Raw genomic sequence first — 23,476 nt, 5'->3', positions numbered from 1 at the left:
GATCATCAGCTCTCTTGCATGATGTGAAATAGGAGGATCACTTTGGGGGAAATGGAAAAAAGATTTAAAAGTATAAGAATTATTCAAAGTATTATTACGAAAAAGCGTACAGAATAAATATGGTAAAATATTACGCCCATCGAATATAATAGAGTCAGAGTTCTTACATAGGGGAGGCATGTTCATGAAGGGTAAATGGATCAATTCACCTTACACATTTGCATTAGGGATGTTTGCGATGATGGTTCCTAGTCAGGCATTTAGTTCATTTTACAGCTATTTCTATGTGGAGAAGCTAGGTCTAGGTCTTGGGCTTGCTACACTAGCACGAATGATCTTCCTGATCTGGGATGCAGTGAATAATCCGTTATTCGGGTATTGGTCAGATCGTACGAATACTCGTTACGGACGTCGCAGGCCATGGGTGTTCGGTTCAATCCCGCTATTTATGCTGGCATTTGTGCTTGTATTCTCTCCTCCAGGCGGATTATCGGAGAATGGACTATTTATCTGGTTCCTAGTGACACTTATTCTCTATGAGGCTGTTGCTACAGTATTGTGGGTGAACTATGGGGCGCTACTTCCAGAACTTTTTCGGGGGGATCGAATTCGTGCGAAGGCATCTGCCATCCAGCAAGGTTACCAAGTCGTTGCATTGTTAATCGCTACGGCATTAACCCCTATGATTTTCGCTGCTATTAACTTCTCTAATATGGCGATTGTGTACGCATGTGTCTTTGGTATCTTTATGTACATTTGTATGATGAACGTTAAAGAGAAGAAAGATACCGGAACAGGTGAGCCATTAAAGCTGATTCCAGCCTTTCGAGAGACGATTCGGAATAAGAAGTTCTGGGTGTTTAATATTTCGAACTCTTTTGCCCAGACGGTGAATGGACTTATTAGCTCAATGATTCCTTTTTACGCCAAATATGTACTTCATATCTCAGAGGCACAAATGTCTATTTTGCTGGCATCTATATTTGTTTCGGTCATTCCGTTAGTGTTCGTATGGTACTGGATTATTCGGAAAATGGACGGGGTTAAGGCATGGCGGTTGTCTCTGATCATATACGGTTTATCAGTGATTCCGCTTTGGTTCAGTTATGATCTCATAAGCGGTGTTGCTGCAGGTATTGCGGTTGGATTCGGACTGGCCGGATTCCTTGTGACTCCAGCGATCGTAGGTGGCAGGATTATTGATGAGGATGCGGACAAAACAGGCCAGAGAAGAGAAGGCATCTATACGGCGGTTAGCGGATTTATTACACGTTCGAGCGGACTGATCTCAGCGCTGGCTTTCTTCATTGTAGGTATGATATTCGGCTATGAAAGTGGGGACAATCCGGGCTCGGACCCTGAATCGACATTTCGATATTTGATTAGTGTCGTTCCTTTATGTCTCCTAGTGATATCTGTTGCTATATCTTTCTCAATCAAATTCAAATTTACAGAACCTCTGAGAGGTGACCTATGAGCATGAGCAGAAGATTAATCATCAACTGTGACGATTTCGGGCAAAGCGCCCCCATGAACGAGGCGATCATGCATCTACTAGAAGAGGGGAAAGTATCATCAGCAACGATTATGGCTGTGGCTCCTGGATTTGAGGAAGCGGCTGATTGGTGTGCGAGACGGCGGCAGCCTAATGTGGGGCTTCATCTGACGATGACTAGTGAATTTGATGCCTTACGTTGGAGTAGCTTGACGGGCGATCCTTCTCTCCATGATGAGAGTGGCCATCAATATAAGACGGTGAAGGAGTTCGAGCAAGGGGCACAGACACGGGCTGTGCTGAAGGAGATCGATGCACAGTATAGGCGAGTTAAGAAATCGAGTATTACGATAAGTCATGTCGATAACCATATGGGAAGCTTATACGGAATGGAGACAGGTCGGAGCTTGCTTCCGCAGACACTGTGGAAGACTTCACGTTGGGGGCTGCCTTCGCGGTTCTTTCGATATATCGATGCAGAAGATCCACTACTTGGCTCGCTGACGAACATTGAACGTCCGGTCGCACTTGGAGCGGCACTGGCGGATACGTTAGGGGTACCCATTCCAGATTTTCTATTGTCGCATCCCTTTGGTGTACAAGAGGGCGAGACCTATGACAGCTTCAAGCAGTCGATCATCGACAAATTGTATAAGCTTCCTGATGGTATCAGTGAAACGTATATTCATCCTGGAATAGCGGATCCGTGGATGCTGGCGAATATTCCGCACTGGGAGAAGCGAGTATGGGAATCTCGCCTGCCCTTCGACGATGATTTCATCTATGCGATGCGTGATGCTAGAGTTGAATTGACCGACTACCGGTATGTACAGGAGCATCTTAGACGCCCGCGGGTACGATCAGCGTTTAGGCTGCTGAAGGCATTGAAAAAGTAACAGTGAATAATGTGTGCAACAGGTTAACTTGAAAGGGAATTGTAGCATGAGAAAACTGGTAATTAGTGATATTCACGGCTGTTACGATGAATTCAATGAACTATTGAACAAAGTGAAATATAGTCCAGCAGAAGATCATTTGATTCTGCTTGGTGATTACTGTGACCGAGGTATGAAGAGTAAGGAAGTTATTGAACAGGTGAAACAGCTCGTAGAACAGGGGAATGTCATTGCGTTACGTGGAAATCATGACCAAATGTTTATCGATGCGATGGAAAGCGATGAAAATGCGATATGGATTGAAAACGGGGGTCTGCCCACCGTCCAGAGTTATGTTGGTGTGGGCTGGTTCAAACAAGGGTTCAACTATCCTGAATATAATAAAGCGAAAGCTTTCATCAAAGTATACTATCAACATCATATTGACTTTTTGAAGTCGCTACCCGTTTATGTCGAGGACGACAAACACATATTTGTACATGCAGGCATGGATCCTACGTATATAGGCGACTGGAAATCACAACCGGACAGAAATTTTATGTGGGGAAGTAAAAGATTCCTAGGCAGTGCGAATCTATTAAACAAAACGATTGTGTTCGGACATACAACAACGAATCGGCTCCATAGATCAGCGAATATCTGGTTCGGCGCTAAGAAGATTGGAATGGACGGAGGTTGTTGTTTCGGTCTTCAATTAAATGGTTTGGAAATACATGAAGCGGGATACAAGACCTATGTTATACAGAAGAATAAGAGCTTGTATTCACGTGTCCTAAGATTACTTCAGAGACTTATAAACATACTTGAGCTAAAGAGGAATTAGGATGTATTTCCGTCGAATTGAGGGCGTATTGCCGTCGGTGAAATCGAAACAGCGATAGGATCACTAAGTCCCCCGCGCCCACCGCGTGATACCCTCGCTATAGTAATGGAAAGTTGAGATCACGCTTGCGAGTAGTTGCAAAACCTGCAGTTGATTAGTGGACAAAGGTGAGATAGAGAGAAATAGTTGCACAAAGGGTGCTTAAAACACGGGAAATAGTGATAATAGATGACTTTCCAGTAATTAGATGTCCTTTATACAACTAAACTTAATGATAGGGGAGTATGGTCGAATTTAAGGGTACTTTATGCATCTGTTGTGATTGGAACTAACTCTTTCGCCAAGGGCGCAGTAAGCATAAGCTCACTTCCCACCCACTACATAAACTCCGCAACCAAGGACGCCGCAAGGCGTTTTTTAAAACAATATTTATTTCGTAGTATCCGCATCAATCAATTGTAAGTAGATAAAATTTAATGCATAATGGGTTTGTAATGTTACAGCGCTTAAACTTATTCCAACAGACTGGAGAGGCTTCGATGTACAAAGTAATTATTGTCGATGATGAAGCGTTAGTCCGAATCGGATTGAGAAATACGATTCATTGGAACGAGCATGGCTTTGAATTAATTGGCGATTATGCCAACGGTCGAGAGGCTTGGGACGCAGTAGAATTAGATAAGCCTGAGTTGGTTATTTCAGACATCAGCATGCCATTCATGGATGGATTAGAGTTAGCCGGTTTGATCTCTGCACAGTTCCCTTACATAAAGATGATTATACTAACAGGATTTGATGAATTCGAATATGCACAGCAGGCGATCCGGCTGAAAGTATCCGATTTCATCCTAAAGCCGATCACAGCCCAAGAAATACGGACTCTGCTTGATCGAATTAAAGCAGAAATGGATGAAGAGAAACAACGCCGCGAGGATCTCAGTAGGTTGAATAATCAATTAAAGCAAAGCCTTCCCTTGCTCAAGGAGCGGTTCCTTGAGCGTCTAGTTGCTGTAGGGCTTGGTAAGACAGAAATAGCAGAACGATTCGCTTATTTCAACCTTCCACCAGTATCGCCATTTTATTTGGTCATGGTAGTAGATATCGATGATTTCGGAGATCGGGAACTTCATTCCTATGAACACGATGCCGAATTTCTACGATTTGCTGCATTTGATATTTTCCAAGAGACGTTAGATCGGGATAATGTCCTTACATTTCGTACTCGTGAGGAACGGATGGTTGCGATTATTTTCGGACAAGAGAATGAGAGTCTCTTATATGAGCAGGTATTCTTTCTAGCAGAGGAAGTCCGTTATCACATTGAGAAGTATTTAAAGTTTACGGTTACGATCGGGATCGGGAGAACCTGTGCACATGCTGAGCAGCTTCCGCTTACCTATAAGAGTGCGTTGTCCGCGCTGGATTATCGCTTTCTGTTGGGCAAGAATAGAGTGCTCAGTATTATGGATATAGAAGGTAAGCCTTCGATGTCCATATCACTAGTCTTGGACTGGGACCGTAAGCTAGCCACAGCTGTGAAGACAGGTGCCCTTCAAGAAGCCTACCAATTAATCGAAATGGGGGTAGCCGAGCTGAAGAATTCATTGGCTCCGGTAGAAGCATGTCTGTTGCAGATGCAGAAGGTTGTCCTATCTCTTATGAACTCTATTCAGGAGCTGGTCATTCACGAGCAAGAGCCTCCCCACGATCAACAAATAAAGCTGATGGATGTATATAAATTTAAGACGCTGGATGAAGTCGAGGTTTGGTTAAAAGAAGTAGTGTGCTCCATCATTTCGACCATTGCGGATAATCGCAACCATCTCACGGACATGCAAATTCATCGCGGGGTAGAATATATAGATACGAATTACGCTGATGAGAAGATGTCACTGCAGGATTTATGCCGCCATGTCTTAATGAGTACAAGTTATTTCAGTCTCGTATTCAAGCAGCATACGGGGGAGACATTTGTCGAATATTTAACTAGAGTCCGGATATCTAAGGCGAAGGAGCTACTCCATAACTCCACGTTGAAATTGTACGAAATCGCTGAGCGAGTTGGATACAAGGACCCGAATTATTTCAGTATGTTATTCAAAAAGCATACGGGGATAACGCCGAAGGACTATCGAGATCGCCAAATAAAGGGGAGCGGAGCCTAACATGCTCAAAGAACGTTTCTCCATTCCCTTATTCCCTCTGAAAAGCCTTCAATCGAACATCTCCTTGGCGTTTACGGTATTGATTCTAGCTGCGATCGTATTGACAAGTCTAGTTAATTATCAAGTGACCGTCGCTGCTGTCGAGGGCAATTCGAAAGGATATATTAAAGAGATTATCAATCAGGTTAATGTAAACATCCAATCTTACGTTGACAATATGGACAATATTTCGCTATTGGCGCTGACGAATAAAGACGTGAAATATTACATATCGGATAACAGCTTCATTAGTTCAGAGGATCGTCGTATGTATGAGAAACAGATTTCAGATCTGTTCCAAGCGATCTTGTATACTCGCAAGGATATCGCATCCATTATGGTATTTGGGTACAATGGGAGATTTGTCTCCGACCGAAGAATCACAAGTCTGAATCCGAACACGCAGTTGCAAGATCAAGAGTGGTACAAGATGGCCAAGGCAGCTGGTGGTAAATCCGTCCTTTCCGCTCCTCATGTGCAAAGCTTGATCGAGAATGAATATCGCTGGGTCGTTTCCTTGAGTCGAGAGCTTAAGAGCACAGACGGAATTACGGCTGAAGGTGTATTCCTTGTTGATCTCAACCTGAGCGTCATTAATGATATTTGTAACAATATTAACCTCGGCAAGAAAGGTTACGTCTTCATCGTAGATAACAATGGGCATATCGTCTATCATCCCCAGCAACAGCTTATCGAAAGTAATCTGCGGACCGAACAAGTGGCAGATGTTCTTCAGACCCCAAGTGGTCAGTCCTTCATCGTTAACAATGAGGAAGGCAAACGCATCTATTCCGTACAGGATACGAACTTCGGCTGGAGGATCGTCGGAGTCGCCTATACAGATGAGCTCATTGCCAGCAAAAGCGATTTGCGTAATTCGATTATTCTTTATTCCCTATACGGTTTAGTTATTCCCGTTCTGATCTCCATATGGCTATCTCACCGATTATCAATGCCGATCAAAGTATTGCAGTTGGATATGAAGCAGGTGGAGAAAGGAAATTTCAATATTCAGACTGAAATCCGTCAAATGAATGAAATCGGACAGTTGGGTCGATCGTTCAATCTCATGGTTAGAAGAACCAAATTTCTGATGGAGGAGACGATTCAGAACGAAGAAAACAAGCGAAAGAGCGAATTGCTGTTGCTTCAATCGCAAATCAATCCCCATTTCCTATACAATACGCTTGATTCCATCGTGTGGATGGGCGAGCAGAAGCAGCATGAAGAGGTCGTACTTATGACATCGGCGCTAGCGAAGATGTTCCGTGCAAGCATTACGAAGGATCAAGAGTTAGTACCGATTCGAGTAGAAGTCGAACATATTACTAACTATTTACTTATCCAGAAAATGCGCTATCACGATGAGCTTCATTATGTGATTGATATTGATGAATCTATTCATGGCTATAAGACGTTGAAAATATTGCTGCAACCCTTCATTGAAAATGCGATCTATCATGGCATTCGCAACATGTACGGCATGGAGGATGGCATGATTACGATACGCGGAAGACCGTCGGGGGATCACATCGTATTTGAAATTGAGGATAATGGGCATGGAATGACAACGGAACAAATGGATCGACTATTCTTCAGCAAAGAGGGAGATACCCGATCTCAAGGCATCGGCATCCGGAACGTCAACGAACGGATCAAGCTATATTTCGGGCATGAATATGGTGTTCAAATCAGCAGTGAAATTGAAGAAGGTACCTGCATTACGATAACGATACCTAAACTTGATTAAGAGGTGCAGACTCATGCTAAAGCAACGATGGACTCTATGGCTTGTTCTAGCGATGATTGTCATTGGGATATACTCTGTATTCTATTTCAAGCTACTCTCCGATGCTACCCGTGAAGGGAGAAGTGTGACGGTCATTCTAAAGAGCTTAAATATTCGTCATGACTTCTGGCAGGCCGTGGATAAGGGAGCGGAAGCAGCGGCAAAAGAGATGGGGATAAATCTTAACATCGAAGGCCCACTTTCAGAAGGAGATTCGGATACCCAGTTTCGAATATTAGAAGCAGCGATTGAACGGAAGCCAGAAGCCATTGTCATTGCCCCCATTATAGATGATCGGATGAGGAAGGCTCTAGCCAGAGCGAGTGCAGAAGGCATTAAAGTAGTCATTATCAATATGTCGCCGGATATGAAACCTTCTCCTGTAGTTGTTACTAGCGATCACGTAGAAGCAGGGCGACTAGCGGCTCAGACCTCCATTGAGGAGGCAAGTGGCCAACCAGTCATTGCTATTATTAGTAATCATGCCAATTCTATTGTGTCTGCAGAAAGATTGATGGGCATACAGCGCGCACTTGTTGGTTACGAGGAGAGTCTCAGAGGTGTCTATTATGCGGATAGTTCCGAAGATCGAGCGTACGAGATCGTTAAACAGCTGTTACTGAGTGAGGTTCCCTTTAATACGTTCATTGCGTTGAATGAATCTGCTTCTCAGGGAGTTGCTAGAGTGTTGAAGGAACAGAATAGAGTAGACGACATTAACCTAATTGGGTTTGACAGTACGAGTGACGAGGTTCCATTGCTAGAATCTAGGATCATGAAAGCATCCATTGTTCAGAAACCCTTTAATATGGGCTACCTAGGTGTAAAGACGGCGTTAAAGCTAATGGATGGTGATCCAACCGATCCAATCATTTATATCGAATCCAATGTGATAGCGAAAGGTAATATGTATACGACTGAGAACCAGAAGCTACTGTTCCCGTTCATTAATAGCAAGTAAATCCCTCTTTGGAAGGATAAGATAACCCTATGCTACGACAATCCTATCAAGTGCGACCTTTTATTATAGCTGTCATCGTTTCTCTTGTTTCGCTTATGCTCTCTTCATGTATGAAATCAAGTCCTGAGCCTTTTGTGACTCCCCAAGAGGAGCGGGCATTAATCCGCTTCGTCGCCTCTGAGTACAGTACGGAGACGAAGCCGTTGTTGGAGAAGCTTGTTAAAGAGTTCGGGCGTAGGAATCCTCTGATCGATGTAGAACTACAGGTAGCCAACTGGGATATTCTCGACGGTATCTATACGACGATGATCAGCAAGAATCAGCCACCTGATCTTTTGAATACGAATGTGTATGCACACTTTGCTCAGGACGGCTTGCTTAATAACCTGGGTGAGATTATATCTCCCGAGTTAGCGAGTAAATTGAACCCGAATTTAGTTGAGATGGATCAGATGGATGGGGTGCAGTATGCGATCCCATACGTGGCTACTATGCGGAATTTATATTATAACAAGGATATGTTCCAGAAGGCGGGTATTACCTCTCCTCCGAACACTTGGTCTGAACTTGAGGAGACCGCACGAAAGATCAAAGCGCTAGGGGTATCAGAAGTATTCGGAGTTGACCTCACGGATAATGAGACACAGGCATCTTTGTCCTATGTCTTCTTCGGCTCGGGTGGATCGTGGATTAAAGATGGGGAATGGACAATTAATTCGCCTGCTAATATTGAGGGGTTAACCTTTCTTAAAGAGCTGTTTGATGAGGGATTGACTGATCCCGAACCAACCGTGACGACTCGCGATGAGAAGCAACGGATATTGGGTGAGGGGCAGCTTGCGATGATGATATCTGGTAATTACTTCACGTCTGTCGTCCCAAGGGAGTTCCCGGAACTGCAATGGGGGAAAGGCCCGATTCCCGTGAAGGATGGGTTGCCTCCGATGACCTTCGGAGTACATGACGTGCTCGTATCTTTTAAGACGGATCATACGAACCGAGAAGCGTTGTCCAAATTTCTGGACTTCTTATATGACGATCAGGCATATGAAGAAATGATTAGACGAGAAGGTTTCCTTCCGATTACAACGACAGTAGGCATGACATTGTCAGAGCAGGACGAAGTCATGAGAGGTGATCTGGAAGCGTTAAGTAAAGCGAAGTTCTATCCCGTGCAGGAGCCATCCTGGCAGGCTGTTTTAGATTATACTCGCAAGATGGGAGACGCCGTTCTGTATGAGGGTATTACCCCACAATCGGCATTAGACCAGCTCCAGCATTTTGCTGAAACCAAAAGTCGTCAGCAAGAATTACCGAGAGCTACGAAGAAAAGAAGATAGCAAAGAATTCATGGAAGATATTCGATAGTGATTTAAGCCCTCCCATTCTATGATGAAATTAAGCGCAAAAGAGTTCAAATACGAACTCATAAATAAAGCGTATTAAGTTCATTTCGGGGAGGGTTTTCTTTAATGATTATGAAGAAAAAAATGGCAGCATTAAGTATTGCGGCTATCATGGCTCTATCGTTAGTAGGATGTGGTGCAAATAACACAGCTATCAATACGCCTAAAGAAGAACCTGCTAAAGTTGAAACGCCAGCTACGCCTACTCCTACAGATCCAGAAGTTGCGAAATTGACGGGTGATTTTGAAATCCAATACTTTGTCGGTGGTTACGGTGACAAATGGTGGAAAAAGGTTATTGCTGATTTCCAAGCTGCAAATCCTGATTTGAAAATTAAAGAATTCGGTGGTCCGAAAATCAATGATCAGATGAAACCGCGTTGGATCGGTGGAACCCCGCCTGATTTCGTATATATCGATGGAGCTGGTCTGAATGATCGCCAAATGGTTGAGGATGATCAACTTGAAGATTTGACTGACTGGCTGAAGGATGCCAAGAATGTTGACGGTGATCTCATCAGCGATATACTTGCTCAACCAGCGCAACAATTCGATGGTAAAGTATACAACATCCCACTCGTTCTAAATTCATGGGGTATGTTCTGGAACAAAACGCTCTTCACGGAAAAAGGATGGGCTGAACCAACTGACTTCGATTCTTTCCTTGCTGTAAGTGAGAAGATCAAAGCCGACGGCATTACGCCTTTCATTCATACGGGTAAATATCCATACTATATCAACGGATCCGTTCTGTTTCCTGCGATCGTATCGGCTAACAATAATGATTTCAGCATTCTTCAAGATATGGCAGCTAATAAAGTAGAAGCTTTTGAGAACCCTGCCGTTCTTACTGCCTTGAATCAAATTGTTGCGCTACGTGATAAGGGCTTCATTGATAAAGCTTCGATTCAAATTAACCACACAGATTCACAAATGCTGTTCTTGCAAAATAAAGATGCTTTTATCCCGAACGGACTTTGGTTGCCTAACGAAATGGCCAAAGATGTTCCTGATGGCTTCAACTTCGGATTCATTCCTTCGGTTACACAAGCGGCAGGTGGGAAAGTGGTTGCTAATACTTCCACGGCTACAATAGCGATCGCTAAGAAGGCTAAGAACAAAGAAGCTGCTAAGGCGTTCCTGCAATTCATTTTCTCGAAAGAGCAAGCTTCCCAATGGGCTGAGTTGAGCGGTGCACCTTCGAACATCAAAGGCGACATCAGTAACTCCAATGCTCCGAGTCATGTTAAAGATGCAGCTAAATATTTGACCGATCCGAACACTGTAGTTATCCCAACCATCACCTATAATGCGGATGTAGACAAGGCGATGATGGATGCAACAGATGCGTTGACCATTAGCACAATCACACCTGAAGAATGGGTTAAACGTGTTACTGATGCGGTGAAAAAGGTTAATAAATAAGCAATATTTAAGTGCAAGTTCAAAAGATGACCTTTTGAACAACCTCTTTAACTAAATTAAAGTGAGGGTGATCGGGGTGTACCACCCCGATCACTCTATATGAGTTTACTCGGAGGGATAGGAATCATGAACTCAGGGACGGCTAAATGGCAGAGAAACATATTTATCGCATCATTCATCATCCCTACTCTATTATTCTTTGGCGTATTTACAATTTACCCCGTTATACAAGGTTTATATTATTCTTTCTTTGACTGGTCCGGCATGTCGGAGACCAAAACATTTATCGGCTTTGATAATTTCAAGGAAATGTTTCACGACCCCATTGTGTGGAGAGCTATCGGCAACGATTACTTCCTTGTTGCAGGCAAAATAATCGGTATTATGGTGCTCGCGACGTTCTTCGCGGTAGCATTGACTCGTTTCGGGTTTAAACTAGCTGGATTCTTTCGATCAATCTTCTTCATTCCGAATGTCATTTCCGTCGTTGTTATTGGCGTATTGTGGAATTTCATATATAATCCGCAAATCGGCTTCTTGAATGCATTTCTGTCATTATTCACGAAGGAAAAGGTCACGATAACATGGCTTGGTTTCCCCGATCATACGATATGGATGCTCTTGCCACCAGCTATATGGGCGGGTATCGGATTTTATATGATTCTTCTGATCGCAGCAATTCAGAGCATTCCGGAATCGTATTATGAAGCGGCCAACATCGAAGGTGCAGGCGAGTGGCGACAATTCTGGAACATTACGATTCCTCTCGTATGGGAGCAAATAAAAGTATCTATTATTAACATCATGATGACCACCTTGAATGGTTCCTTCGTTATTGTATGGATCATGACTGAGGGTGGACCGGATAATAGCTCGCAGGTTATGGGCTCATATTTGTATCAGATGGCATTTAGACAATTTCATTTCGGTTATGGTGCTGCGATAGGGTTCGTTATCTTGGTCCTGTCCTTAATTACGACAATCGTACTTCAACGGTTAATGCGTCATGAATCCGTTGAGATGAGCTAAGGGGGACAACGAGGTTATGAATAAAAAGATTAAAAATCCGATCGCTAAGCTGATCATGTATGCGATATTGATCCTATGGGGCATATCGGTACTGTACCCGCTCTTATGGACTTTGCTGGATTCTCTAAAGAATAATGAACAATTTTTCTTTAATGCACCATGGTCTTTGCCCGAGATACCGCTGATATGGTCTAATTTCTCGTATGTATGGAGTAAATATAACTTCAGTACGTATTTCGCCAATTCAGTTATTATTACGTTAGGCTCAACATGTCTAGCTTTGCTATTATCGGCCATGACGGCTTACGTACTGGCGAGATATAAGTTTAGAGGAAGCAATGCTATATTTCTTCTCTATATCTCCTCTATGATGGTTCCTTTTGTATTAGCATTAATTCCTTTATTCTTCTTAATGAATTCAATGGGCTTAATTAATACGAAGATTGGTTTGATTTTCGTTTATACCTCTAGCTTGTTGGCGTTTGGAATTTTCATTCTTGTAGGATTTTTCAAGTCGTTACCGAAAGAGTTAGAAGAAGCTGCGATCGTTGATGGGGCTTCTTATTATGGGACGTTCTTCCGGGTCATGCTTCCATTATCTCAGCCAGGGTTGATTACACTTGGTATTGTTAACGTCTTGAACATCTGGAACGAATATATCGTAGGTACGATACTGATTAACGATCCAGATCAATACACGCTACCAGTTGAAATAGGAATTATGCAAGCCGAGATGCAGTATCGCACGGAGTGGGGGCCATTATTCGCCGCACTTCTGATCACGATCGTTCCAGTACTCATTGTCTATGTCATCTTCCAACGGCAAATTGCAAGTGGAATTACGGCAGGTGCGGTCAAATAAAGTCAGTTATCCAGCAGGAGGATAGAGCATATGTCTACGGATATGCGTAAGCTGCTGATCATGAACACGATCAGTTCGATTATCGCGAGCTATATCGGGATATTCGTCAATTTATTTATTTGGGAGTATAATCATTCGATTGCGGAAGTATCCCTCTACAATATGTCTATGTTCGTTGCTTGGGGAATCTCATTCACGATTGCGGCGAAGTTACTGAATCGGTTCACGATACGTTTACCTTTGGCGGTTTCCGCATTATGTGGAACCGCTGCTTTCATGTATTTATCCATGGCATCGTCCGATAATCGGTTTCTATGGATACTCATATTAGGCATACCTGTCGGTGCAATGTTCGGTTTCTCGCAAGCTTCACAAAGTCTTAGCATCGCATTAAGAGCGAAAGGGAGTGAATATGCACCTTACTTCGCCACATTAATGGTTATCACTCAACTGATATCTGTTGCCGTTCCTTTTGTAGCGGCGAAAGTTATTGATGGGTATGGCTATGCAGGATCGTTCAGCCTGATGCTTATCTTCGTTGCGATGATGCTCATCTTTTCGTTCTTTATGCCACGAATTACGTTGTCTTCTGTAGATGGACAGGGCAACAGATCTCCTCTTGGGAAGTATAGCTTCCGTACGGCATTCGGTCGTCCAGGCTCCAAGTGGATTATACTTTCATTTCTTGCTGCGGGTATATTCATGCAGTTCCAGAATTTATTCTCGTTGCTCTTTACGTTCTCTGTCACACAAGACAAACTTTTGATCGCGTTATTAAATATGGTGTATACGATGTGCTCTTTGCTTGGATTATGGATGTATCGGAGAATAAAAATTGACGAGATGCGTTGGCTGTGGATTGGAATGATACTGATGTCTGTTGGCTTCATCATCGTGTTATTCCAGCATCCAGCAGCTCTTATAATCTCTAACCTACTTACTTCGATCGGTATGTTCTACTTCATGACAGTCTGGAACGCTCAGCAATTCCGATTTATCCAATATGCGAGCCCGATCAGTCAAGCCTCTTTCCTCGTATGGAGGGAAAGCTTGTTGGTAGCCACAAGATGCATCTTGCTCAGTCTGACTTTGCCTTTGAAGGAAATGGGTGGACTGGGGTTCACTCTTATTATTGGAGTGACGGTAGTTTGTGTGCTATTGATACCGTTCTTCCAACAACGAGCTAACCGCGCAGCAGGGATCTCTTCCTCACGTGTTTGATTGTAGGGAGAATTACGAATTCCAAAGCGACGACGCCCCTCTATATTGATCCGTTGCAGATCCATAGCCGAAGGCGGTTGTGGATTTTTTGCCTCTAATTAAATATTGTTAAGTAGTTCTTTTTTAGTAGACATCAATGGTACTATCTAAATATAATAAGATTATCCATAAATTGTGTGCATACGTAGATGAGGACTTTAGGGTTGGAAATACTTGACTTGAGGAAAGGGGGCAAATGACCATTCGAGACATACATTTTCATACGGAATTACTGGGCATGCAATTGAGACGGGATATGTTTAATAAAGCAGGGGTTCTTATAGTGCCTGCATCGACAGTGTTGAATTATACGAAATTAAAAATATTAGAATCACACGGAATATCGCTAGAGGAAAGTGACGTACAGTCCGCTACTTCGTCTGTATCACGGACAGTATTAAAGCAAAATGTACTTATTAACGAAAGTGTTTTACAGATTGAGGAGATTTTTGGGGAGATTCGGCATACGAAGGAAGTATCTCTTTTCGATATTCGCAATAGAATCATTCCAATGATCCATGAAACGACAGAACAACCGAATTTATACGGGTTATTTGCTTCGTTGCAATCTAAGGATGACTACACCTACAGGCATAATATTGGTGTTGGAGTCATTGCTACCATTATTGGGAGATGGCTCGGTCTGAAAGAAACTGAATTGATGGAGTTAACGATGGCCGGAACACTTCATGACGTAGGTAAGGTGAGAATCCCGCTAGAGATTCTGAATAAACCTGGTAAGCTGACAAAGGAAGAGTTTGCCTTGATGAAAAAACATACGATATTTGGTTACGAAATGATCAAAGAAACGCCGGGGACAAACCATAGATTGGCATTAGTTGCCCTTCAACACCACGAAAGACAGAATGGAAGTGGCTATCCATTTGGGATTAGATCAAATAAGATAGATTCTTTTAGCCGAATTGTTGCTGTAGCAGATGTCTTCCATGCGATGACTTCAAGGAGATCATATCGAAAGGAAACTCCCTTTTACGAGACCTTGAAACAAATGTACCAAGATGGCTTTGGTATTCTGGATACCCCAATTATTCATTTGTTTCTGGATAAAATGATGCAGTCGCTCATTGGAAATCAGGTGTTGTTAACGGATGGAAGAACAGGGAGCATTATTATGATTAATCGCCATGATCCGATGCATCCTTTGGTGAAAATTGCAGAAGTATTTCTTGATTTAAGTAGAGAATCTAGCGTGCATATTGAACAGGTCATTATTGAAGGGATATAGTTCGTACAGCCATCGAAATGTGAGATCACACTTACGAGTAACCGATCTCCGGAGTCGCGCCGTATCCACTATGCCCCGTCGCCCGCAGCATCCCCTCACAGCGCAATAGCTGCAAAAGTTATGCAACTAATGTCGCCTACTCCAGATGCTTCCCGTGCTCCTGACGGTATTCTACCGGTGCTAGACCGCAGACCTTTTTAAATACTTGCGAGAAATAAGAAAAGTTAGAATAGCCCACTTTGGAGGCGACGATATGAATCGGAATGTTAGTATTCGATAGAAGCGACTTGGCGATCTCCATCTTTTGCGTGACGATGAAATCGTTTAACGAGATACCCTGTACCTTTTTGAATAAGCGGGAAAGGTATTCTGGATTGAGATAAATGGCCTCGGCAATTTCGGAACGACTAAGGCTTTTCTCGATATTATGGTTGATATAAGCAATGGCCTTTTCAATGGGTGATCGAATTCCCATAAGTTCTGCGGTATTTGCTTCAATATAATCCATGGCGAAATCAATAAGAGAGATCATCTTATCGAGTGAGGAATAGGCTAATATATAATCTTCATAAGAGTATTGATTGAAAAAAATATCCTGCACATTCAATTTCAATGATCCTGCCACACTCAAGAACATCTGGATGAAGTCTTGATGGAATCTTGCTAGAAATTCTGCCGTGATGACACCGAACTGTTTCTGCTGTTGTAGATACTGATGCACTTGAACGCGTACCACGTCACTGCTGCCATGGCGGATCAGCATGGACCAGTGTGCCATATCGGGAACAGTATATATAAATTCCTTGATAGTACTCAGATGTTGAGAAGTATAGACCTTACTGTACCCTGCAACATCATTTTGGCGCATGAAACAGAGTGTTTGATACTGTTGTTTAAGTGCATCTAGAGAACAACGATCTGCGATATAGCAGGACGCGCTAATCTTCAGTTCTTGTGTAATCGCAGCAAGGAATAACTCCATCGTGTGCACTAAGTTTAGATCCACATACTGATTCTCATTGTCTGGATAGATAAGGACCATATAGTTAAGCCGGTCTAGTTGGACAAAGATCATACGGGATTGAAGTTCAAGAGACTGAGAGAGGATCGTCTTCAACTCATATTTAATCCGCGAATTCTCCCATTGATCCTGGCTGTCATCGTATGAGTTCAGTTGAATTAGGATGGGATAGAAATGAGTTTTGGATGATACTTGGATTTGTAGATTTCCCAGATCAATAAGCAGCTGGCTTAAATTGTTACCCGGATTGATCAGAAAACTACGGATATAATGATCCAAGATCGTTTCTTCATTTTGTTGCCAATAGACGCCATATTTATAGACCTGCTGAACTTGAGCAGTGGCTTTTATTTTATCAATAGCACGCTTAATGGAAGCCTGAATATCCTCATATCGCGCAGGCTGTAGAATATAATCAAAGCTTCCAAGCTGAATCGCCTCTTGGGCATATTCAAATTCCGGATGCGAAGAAAGAAAGATGCACTCGTTGGCAGGATAGTTTGCTTTGACCCACTTGAATAGTTCCAGACCATTGTGCATGGGCATATCAATGTCTGATAGCAGTATATGGATAGGATGACGGTAGAATAACGTTTTTGCCTCGTTTGCGCTATAGGCGGGATACACGTTTTCTACATCAAGAGCTTTCCAGTCGATTCCGGCAATGACGCCTTGTACAACATCAATTTGATCATCTACAACGAGAACATTCATTGGGGTTCCTCCTCTTGACTTGGACTTGGATCGATAGGAATGATGATTTCGGCAAGAGCCCCCAAGGGGGTGTTGAAAAAGGCAAGCATCGCTTTTTCGCCATAGAGTATAGTGAGACGATTACGCACATTGGTAACACCAACATGATTCTCCGCATATATCGTACGTTTGCTACCATTTAAATCACGAAGAATATCGTCTTCAAAGCCATCCCCGTTATCCTGAATCGTAATATCGACATAATTCCCATCCTCACTTTGGAGCAGCACAATTTTCACCTGAATTTGGAGCACTTGATGCGGTTTCATCGCATACTTCACTGCATTCTCGACAAAGGATTGAATGGACAGTGGGGGTATCTCGAAATCTAAGAGTGATGGATCCACCGTCCATTCACAAACCGGAGGTACATGAAGTCCCATTTGCTGAATTCGGATATAGTTCATGACATGCTCTTCTTCCTGACGTAACGGAACCAATTGTAGGTTATCTTTAAAATTGTATCGAAGATGATGGGATATTGCTAATATCATTTCCTGAATATTTTCAAACTTTTTACGCTGTGCCATTCCAAAGAGACTCTTTAAGCAATTGAGATAGAAATGAGGTTGGATTTGCAGTTGAAGATATTGCAATTCCGCCTTTTGCCGCTCAATTTCATGTTCATAAGCGATAATTGTCAACTCATTAATCTGTGTTTTCATATCGACAAAGGCTTCGTCTACTTGTTTGAATTCACGAATTCGATATTCTCCCTGAGTACTATCCTCCGAGCCCTTCCCAATGTTGCCAATAAGGCGTTCCATCGGAGATAGGACGGATCTCTGTAGGACAAGAAAGCTTAATGGAACGAGCAGCAGCGCTAGAATAGAGAGTATAAGTAACACGGATTGCATTCCATGAAATTGATTGAATATACCCGTCTGAGGAATCAGAAAAATTAAATTAAGTTCGCTGTTCTCGATCTGCTTTCCAATCGCTAGATAATTGTTCTTGGTACCCGTTACATAAGACTCTGATAAGTTACCTTTAAGATTGATCTCATTGGCGGTAATAAGGTCTCTATTGGTAAGTGGCAGGCCATCTGTCTTGCCATATACGATGAGGGTATCTGAATCGATCAGACCTTCCGGAACAATATGATTGAAATCGACCATCACTGCGGCGAAAATATCGCCCTTCCCAAGAATACGAAATAGGGAGTACTGGCCGTCAATCTCTAACGAGAGCCATCCTTGATTGTAATAGTTCTGGTTCCCCTGTGTCAGGGCACGCATGTAACGGCGAATGGTTTCCTTCGCCTCATAGCTGTATTCATTTGAGAAAATATCACGATAAGTGTTGTTAGAAGCACTATATATGAAAAATGCACCTGCGATATCATAAGAATTAATGGCTGTTATATATTGCTTAATAATTTCATGCGAAGCGATATGCGCTTGCAAGGGATCGGTCGTATTGGACAATGTGAGGTAGTTATAGTCGTTCAGTGCAAGGTTGGAGACAAACGTATCTACGGCTTCTAAATCCTTTTGCATACTCTGAGCATATAAATTAACCGACTGCTGATTGGATGCGACATATTTCTCGTTAATCGTTTGAAAAGAGTTGGCAATATAAAAGAGCAACATACCCATAAGTGGAAATGTTACAAATAGTAAGGCACGAACTACGTTCATTTTAAACGAAGAATTAACCCTTTTTTTCATGAATATTCACCTTTGTTATGTAGTAGCCAGATTATATTATATCATGAGACCGGACTAATACGTAGTTCATACGACAAAAAGGCTTACCACGGATTGGATCCATGGTAAGCCCTTTTATGATAGACGTATTCAAATTATCCCTTAACAGCTCCCACTGTGATCCCTTTAACGAAATACCTTTGGAAGAATGGATAGATAATCAAGATAGGTAATGCACCGACGACAGCAATGGCCATCTTGATTCCAACGCTAGGCATACTCGCAGCGATTTCACTAGCATTACCGCCGGCACCGCCGCTGGCAAGAAATTGAACATCCTGTAGCATGGTATTCAGCATATTCTGTACACTGAACAAGCTAGAATCGGTTAGATAATACAGACCGTTCTTCCAGTCATTCCAGTAGCCGAGTCCGATCAATAACGAAAGTGTAACGACCATGGGCAACGACATCGGGAGAACAAGTTTAAACAGAATATGAAATTCCCCTGCACCGTCCATTCTTCCAGCTTCGATCACTTCTTCAGGAATGTTCGTGCTGAAGTAGGAACGCATCAAGATCACGTAGAACGCATTGAGCAACAGTGCTGGAATGATCAGTGCCCAGATCGTATCTTTAATATGGAGATAACGAGTCCACATAATATAAGTAGGGACAAGACCACCATTGAAGAGCATGGTGAAGAATACAAAGAAAGCAACCTTATTGCGATGAGGTAAATCCGCTCTAGAAAGCGGATAAGCCATCAAAATAGTAAGCAGTAGACTGGTAACCGTACCAAATACCGTTACAAAAACGGTGACGCCATAAGCCCTGATAATCGTTTCAGATTTCTGAAACATGTATTTGTAACTCTCTAGACTGAATTTCTCCGGGAACAGTGAATAACCGTTACGAACTAACGTACCTTCATCTGTAAAGGAAGAAACAACTAACAGTATAAAGGGGAATAGACAAAAGATCATGAAAGCAAACATAAATATATGAGCAGCAATTTGAAATCCTCTAGAATTATCTACCATGAGTGATTCTCCTTTCCATTAGAATAGTGCGTTTTCTTTGCTAAATTTCAGAACGACGCGATTGGCGAGATATACGAGCGTAAATCCAACCAGTGATTGATACACACCAGCTGCAGAAGACATACCGACATCGTTGAGTCTGATTAAGCCGCGATAGACATAGGTATCAATCGTATTCGTAACATCGTACAACGGACCGGAATCCATAGGAACTTGATAGAACAAACCGAAGTCTGAATAGAAGATGGTACCGATCGCAAGTAGAACTAAGGTAATCATCGTAGCCTTCAGGCCTGGAATTGTAATATGAACGATCTGTTTCCAACGGTTCGCACCATCAATGACGGCAGCCTCATAGTAACTACGATCGATACCCACGACGGTTGCGTAGTAGATAATACAGCTATACCCGACCGTCTTCCATACATGAACAGTCGTTAATATATAAGGCCAGTATTTAGGTTCGGTATACCAAGATACCCGATCGATTCCTAAGGGGGCTAGTATACTGTGATTAACAAATCCAGATTCTGAACTGAACATCGCGAATACTAGATAACTGACAACGACCATAGAGATCAGATAAGGGATGAGAATGACCGTCTGATAGCTTTTCTGCCAGAACTTGGACCGAATCTCATTCAGAATAATGGCGATGGCCACACCCAGTATAGTTCCTATAATAATAAAAGCGAGATTATAACCTAAGGTGTTGCGGGTAATAATCCATGCATCTTTTGTCTTAAAGAGATATTCGAAATTACTAAATCCTGCGAAAGGACTATTGATAATGCCTTTATTCCAGTTGATGTTCTTAAAGGCAATGATGATACCTGCCATAGGAATATAGTTATTGATTAATAGATATATAAGACCTGGTAGCATCATGAGATACATCGGGATAAAGCGTTTATAATTATGCTTTATTTTAATTTTTTTCACCTTAGATGCAGCCAAATTAGCCATACTCCCTTCTCTCTCTCATTAAAATGAAACACTTCGCGCAATAAAGATAGCGCGAAAGTGTTCTATTATACAACGAATATTTACTTATTATTGATTAGCAGCCCATGTATCAAGCTGAGCTTGTTTCTCTGCAATGATATCATCGATACCTGCACTTTTAAGTTCTTTAATAAAGATTGGAAGGGTCTTCTCAGGATCAAGAGCACCAGTCATTAGGGCGTCGTGATATTTAGCAACGACGTTAGAAGAAGCTGTAACCTGATTTTTTACAAGGCTGGAATCATAAGTGAAACCAAATGCAGCTGATCTCTTAGCTGTGTTATTGAATTCCTTCTGAACTTCCCAGTAATCTGCAGGGTTTCCGTTCCAAACATGACCAATCGTTTGGTTAGGCCAGATCCATCCACCACTTGGGCGGTAACCAGTTGTTGTTGCATCGACACCTTCTGGATAGTCAATAATAGATTGTCCATTAGAAGCATCGCCGATCTTAGCATAGTGTGTACCCTCGATACCGTAGATTAATAGGTTCGAAATATCGGCATCTGTGTACATCAGATTCAATAGCTTCATCGCAGCTTCTGGCTTTTTAGTACCGTTGCTGATCGCCCAGGAAGCCATTTGGACATCTGAAGTGGTGATGTAGGCAGGAATGATCTCAGATACTACGATCTCCGTACCATAGTTTCTTGACTCCTGAACATCAAATCCAGGTTTTAAATTCATGAACCCACCGTACGCACTTCCGGCCTTCATCATCGTACCCACGTTCTCGGTGTTGTTGATGGCATCACTCATAATTAATCCGGATTTGTACCACTTGTGCATTCTCGTTACAAATTCTTTATAGAATTCAGTCTCATAGAGATTGGTTACTTTTAAATCTTGACCGTAGTCCATCAATACACCCAGGTTCGTCATATCGTCACCTAAGGTATCCCAACCCCAGTTACGAACGAGCTCCCCATTAGAAGGGACAACGGGGATCGTGTGAGGCTCCTTTTCATGAACCGTTGTTAGAGCTGCTTCCAGATGATCCAATGTAGTGATTGCGTTATTATCAATATTGTACTTATCATTCAGGTCTTTACGCATTTCAAAACCATAGGCCTTTGCAAGGTCACGTCCGGTTGTAATTCCGTAGATCTCATCACCAATACGTCCACTTTCGATGTATTCTTCACCAATCTCCTTCACTAAATCTTGACCGTACTTCTCAAGCAGATCGTTTAACGGAATAACTTGTCCGTTGTTCGCCAGAGTGGATAGAGGTGTCATATAAATAGGTAGTAAATCTGCTCCCTGACCAGAAGAAAGCATCATCGTTGTTTGTTGTACATAGTTTCCGTAAGAAACAAAAGTTAATTTCATCTCAATATTGAGTTTTTCTCTTGTGATTTTATTAACCTCTTCTACAACCTTGGCTGTGTCAGCCTTGTCGGAAGACATCATGATTACGTTCAGTGTCACAAGATCTTTCTCCTTGAGACCTCCTGTTGTTTCGACTGAGGAGTTGTTACCTCCAGAAGAACTATTGTTGGACCCTCCGCAAGCAGACAATATTGAAACCATCATTATTGCCGTAAGTAAACATAATAGAGTTTTTTTCATTAACTTAGGAACATCCTTTCCGTAATTGATTTCTCTACATCTTAGCAAAAAGGTTAAACATATATCTGTAAAAATAATGTCATATGCAGTTCAAAAAGTGACCTGTTTTCTATTATCGATCCTTTTTACATAGTTATCCCAAAAAGGAATACGCAAACGAAAATGATTGTGCTATTATAGTGCAAACCCTAATTTTCAGCATAAAACATATATGAATTGAGGCGAAAGTAATGACAAACCCAAAGGTAGCTCTACAATTATTCACATTACGCGATTATGATAAGGATGACTTCTCCGCCAAGCTTAGAAAGGTAAGCGAAGCTGGATATGACGGTGTTGAGTTCGCAGGATTTGCCGATGTTCCGGCAGAGGAAATGAGAGCGATACTGGATGAGAACCATCTAGTAGCTATGGGTAGCCACACTAATGTGGACGAATTATTGAATGATTTCGATGGAGTCATTGCCTATAATAAAGTTATTGGAACTTCATATATCATTATCCCTTACTATAAAATGGAGAGTATAGAGGATAAGGATCAATTGGTTTCTATCGTGAAAGAAATTGGCCCGAAGATTCAAGAAGCTGGCATGAACCTTCTCTATCACAACCATTATCATGAATTGAATCATGACTTTGGCGACAAGACGATTCTTGAGATGCTTAAAGAGGAAGCTAACGAAGGTGAATTGAACTTTGAGATTGATATGTTCTGGACGACTCACGCAGATCATAATCCTGCGGAACTGTTGAATGATTTCGGAACACGCTGCAAAACGGTTCATTTAAAGGATATGATTAATAAAGAGGAAAAAACGATGACAGAGGTAGGTACCGGAATTCTAGATCTACAAGGTATCCTTTCTGCATGTAAATCTGCCGGCTTCGGCTGGGTAGTCGTTGAACAAGACAGAATTACGATGGACGGCTATGATAGTATTAAAATTTCTTTGCAAAATGTTAAGAACGTTATGAAAGAATTGCAATAGAAGCAACTAGAGTCACTCCTACTGTTCAAAGAAACGCTTTCTGTCCTC

At 42.2% G+C, this 23,476-nt stretch carries 18 protein-coding genes; 13 read left to right on the top strand and 5 right to left on the bottom strand.

The window, feature by feature from the left end; translation table 11 throughout:
- Nucleotides 1-184: 184 nt before the first annotated feature.
- The 12 genes from ACP8HI_RS21105 (at nucleotide 185) to ACP8HI_RS21050 (ending at nucleotide 15,396) form a co-directional block, all read left to right on the top strand.
- A complete protein-coding gene (locus ACP8HI_RS21105) occupies nucleotides 185-1,477 on the top strand; it encodes an MFS transporter (protein WP_438348115.1) in 1,293 nt (430 codons plus the stop codon).
- 2 nt (nucleotides 1,478-1,479) lie between these two features.
- Nucleotides 1,480-2,391 (top strand): polysaccharide deacetylase family protein, encoded by a 912-nt coding sequence (locus ACP8HI_RS21100; RefSeq protein WP_438348114.1) that lies wholly within the window; start codon nucleotides 1,480-1,482, stop codon nucleotides 2,389-2,391.
- 46 nt (nucleotides 2,392-2,437) lie between these two features.
- A complete protein-coding gene (locus ACP8HI_RS21095) occupies nucleotides 2,438-3,214 on the top strand; it encodes a metallophosphoesterase family protein (RefSeq protein WP_438348113.1) in 777 nt (258 codons plus the stop codon).
- A gap of 539 nt (nucleotides 3,215-3,753) precedes the next feature.
- Entirely contained in the window at nucleotides 3,754-5,379 is a 1,626-nt protein-coding gene (locus ACP8HI_RS21090) for a helix-turn-helix domain-containing protein (RefSeq protein WP_438348112.1), read from the top strand.
- A gap of 1 nt (nucleotide 5,380) precedes the next feature.
- Complete coding sequence (locus ACP8HI_RS21085) at nucleotides 5,381-7,168, top strand: sensor histidine kinase (RefSeq protein WP_438348111.1); 1,788 nt, start codon at nucleotides 5,381-5,383, stop codon at nucleotides 7,166-7,168.
- 13 nt (nucleotides 7,169-7,181) lie between these two features.
- Nucleotides 7,182-8,168, top strand: coding sequence for a substrate-binding domain-containing protein (locus ACP8HI_RS21080; protein ID WP_438348110.1), 987 nt, complete (start codon nucleotides 7,182-7,184; stop codon nucleotides 8,166-8,168).
- 29 nt (nucleotides 8,169-8,197) lie between these two features.
- Nucleotides 8,198-9,508: an extracellular solute-binding protein gene (locus ACP8HI_RS21075; RefSeq protein ID WP_438348109.1), complete on the top strand. Its 1,311-nt coding sequence runs from the start codon at nucleotides 8,198-8,200 to the stop codon at nucleotides 9,506-9,508.
- A gap of 132 nt (nucleotides 9,509-9,640) precedes the next feature.
- The gene (locus ACP8HI_RS21070; RefSeq protein ID WP_438348108.1) at nucleotides 9,641-10,999 is read left to right on the top strand and encodes an ABC transporter substrate-binding protein; all 1,359 of its coding nucleotides are present in this window, start codon (nucleotides 9,641-9,643) and stop codon (nucleotides 10,997-10,999) included.
- A 99-nt stretch (nucleotides 11,000-11,098) separates the two neighbouring features.
- Nucleotides 11,099-12,028, top strand: coding sequence for a carbohydrate ABC transporter permease (locus ACP8HI_RS21065; RefSeq protein WP_438348107.1), 930 nt, complete (start codon nucleotides 11,099-11,101; stop codon nucleotides 12,026-12,028).
- A 16-nt stretch (nucleotides 12,029-12,044) separates the two neighbouring features.
- Nucleotides 12,045-12,890: a carbohydrate ABC transporter permease gene (locus tag ACP8HI_RS21060; protein ID WP_438348106.1), complete on the top strand. Its 846-nt coding sequence runs from the start codon at nucleotides 12,045-12,047 to the stop codon at nucleotides 12,888-12,890.
- Between the two features lie 30 nt (nucleotides 12,891-12,920).
- The gene (locus ACP8HI_RS21055; protein ID WP_438348105.1) at nucleotides 12,921-14,111 is read left to right on the top strand and encodes an MFS transporter; all 1,191 of its coding nucleotides are present in this window, start codon (nucleotides 12,921-12,923) and stop codon (nucleotides 14,109-14,111) included.
- Nucleotides 14,112-14,346: 235 nt separating this feature from the next.
- Nucleotides 14,347-15,396 (top strand): HD-GYP domain-containing protein, encoded by a 1,050-nt coding sequence (locus tag ACP8HI_RS21050; protein ID WP_438348104.1) that lies wholly within the window; start codon nucleotides 14,347-14,349, stop codon nucleotides 15,394-15,396.
- A gap of 136 nt (nucleotides 15,397-15,532) precedes the next feature.
- Here the strand turns inward: ACP8HI_RS21050 and ACP8HI_RS21045 are convergent, their stop codons facing one another.
- The 5 genes from ACP8HI_RS21045 to ACP8HI_RS21025 all read right to left on the bottom strand — a co-directional run bounded on the left by ACP8HI_RS21045 (nucleotide 15,533) and on the right by ACP8HI_RS21025 (nucleotide 22,298).
- Nucleotides 15,533-17,131, bottom strand: a complete 1,599-nt coding sequence (locus ACP8HI_RS21045) for a response regulator transcription factor (protein WP_438348103.1) — start codon at nucleotides 17,129-17,131, stop codon at nucleotides 15,533-15,535.
- Nucleotides 17,128-18,840, bottom strand: coding sequence for a sensor histidine kinase (locus ACP8HI_RS21040; protein WP_438348102.1), 1,713 nt, complete (start codon nucleotides 18,838-18,840; stop codon nucleotides 17,128-17,130). The genes ACP8HI_RS21045 and ACP8HI_RS21040 overlap by 4 nt, the downstream gene beginning before the upstream one ends.
- 134 nt (nucleotides 18,841-18,974) lie before the next feature.
- Nucleotides 18,975-19,862: a carbohydrate ABC transporter permease gene (locus ACP8HI_RS21035; RefSeq protein WP_438348101.1), complete on the bottom strand. Its 888-nt coding sequence runs from the start codon at nucleotides 19,860-19,862 to the stop codon at nucleotides 18,975-18,977.
- Nucleotides 19,863-19,880: 18 nt separating this feature from the next.
- On the bottom strand, nucleotides 19,881-20,828 hold the full coding sequence (locus ACP8HI_RS21030) for an ABC transporter permease (RefSeq protein WP_438348100.1): 948 nt from the start codon (nucleotides 20,826-20,828) through the stop codon (nucleotides 19,881-19,883).
- Between the two features lie 87 nt (nucleotides 20,829-20,915).
- Nucleotides 20,916-22,298 carry an ABC transporter substrate-binding protein gene (locus ACP8HI_RS21025; RefSeq protein ID WP_438348099.1) on the bottom strand — a complete coding sequence of 461 codons (1,383 nt, stop codon included), beginning with the start codon at nucleotides 22,296-22,298 and terminating at the stop codon, nucleotides 20,916-20,918.
- A 371-nt stretch (nucleotides 22,299-22,669) separates the two neighbouring features.
- Here ACP8HI_RS21025 and ACP8HI_RS21020 point away from each other — a divergent pair, with 371 nt between their 5' ends.
- On the top strand, nucleotides 22,670-23,428 hold the full coding sequence (locus ACP8HI_RS21020) for a sugar phosphate isomerase/epimerase family protein (RefSeq protein WP_438348098.1): 759 nt from the start codon (nucleotides 22,670-22,672) through the stop codon (nucleotides 23,426-23,428).
- The last annotated feature ends 48 nt before the right edge of the window (nucleotides 23,429-23,476 follow it).

Source organism: Paenibacillus sp. FA6 (genome assembly GCF_051550225.1).
Taxonomy (GTDB): domain Bacteria; phylum Bacillota; class Bacilli; order Paenibacillales; family Paenibacillaceae; genus Paenibacillus_AQ.
This window is presented reverse-complemented; position numbering and strand designations above follow the sequence as displayed.

Coding starts and splice junctions, on each gene's coding strand:
- ACP8HI_RS21035 (WP_438348101.1), bottom strand. CDS start 19,862: ATGGTAGATAATTCTAGAGGATTTCAAATTGCTGCTCATATATTTATG.
- ACP8HI_RS21100 (WP_438348114.1), top strand. CDS start 1,480: ATGAGCAGAAGATTAATCATCAACTGTGACGATTTCGGGCAAAGCGCC.
- ACP8HI_RS21055 (WP_438348105.1), top strand. CDS start 12,921: ATGTCTACGGATATGCGTAAGCTGCTGATCATGAACACGATCAGTTCG.
- ACP8HI_RS21050 (WP_438348104.1), top strand. CDS start 14,347: ATGACCATTCGAGACATACATTTTCATACGGAATTACTGGGCATGCAA.
- ACP8HI_RS21085 (WP_438348111.1), top strand. CDS start 5,381: ATGCTCAAAGAACGTTTCTCCATTCCCTTATTCCCTCTGAAAAGCCTT.
- ACP8HI_RS21045 (WP_438348103.1), bottom strand. CDS start 17,131: ATGAATGTTCTCGTTGTAGATGATCAAATTGATGTTGTACAAGGCGTC.
- ACP8HI_RS21090 (WP_438348112.1), top strand. CDS start 3,754: ATGTACAAAGTAATTATTGTCGATGATGAAGCGTTAGTCCGAATCGGA.
- ACP8HI_RS21060 (WP_438348106.1), top strand. CDS start 12,045: ATGAATAAAAAGATTAAAAATCCGATCGCTAAGCTGATCATGTATGCG.
- ACP8HI_RS21070 (WP_438348108.1), top strand. CDS start 9,641: ATGATTATGAAGAAAAAAATGGCAGCATTAAGTATTGCGGCTATCATG.
- ACP8HI_RS21095 (WP_438348113.1), top strand. CDS start 2,438: ATGAGAAAACTGGTAATTAGTGATATTCACGGCTGTTACGATGAATTC.
- ACP8HI_RS21020 (WP_438348098.1), top strand. CDS start 22,670: ATGACAAACCCAAAGGTAGCTCTACAATTATTCACATTACGCGATTAT.
- ACP8HI_RS21075 (WP_438348109.1), top strand. CDS start 8,198: ATGCTACGACAATCCTATCAAGTGCGACCTTTTATTATAGCTGTCATC.
- ACP8HI_RS21065 (WP_438348107.1), top strand. CDS start 11,099: ATGAGTTTACTCGGAGGGATAGGAATCATGAACTCAGGGACGGCTAAA.
- ACP8HI_RS21105 (WP_438348115.1), top strand. CDS start 185: ATGAAGGGTAAATGGATCAATTCACCTTACACATTTGCATTAGGGATG.
- ACP8HI_RS21030 (WP_438348100.1), bottom strand. CDS start 20,828: ATGGCTAATTTGGCTGCATCTAAGGTGAAAAAAATTAAAATAAAGCAT.
- ACP8HI_RS21040 (WP_438348102.1), bottom strand. CDS start 18,840: ATGAAAAAAAGGGTTAATTCTTCGTTTAAAATGAACGTAGTTCGTGCC.
- ACP8HI_RS21080 (WP_438348110.1), top strand. CDS start 7,182: ATGCTAAAGCAACGATGGACTCTATGGCTTGTTCTAGCGATGATTGTC.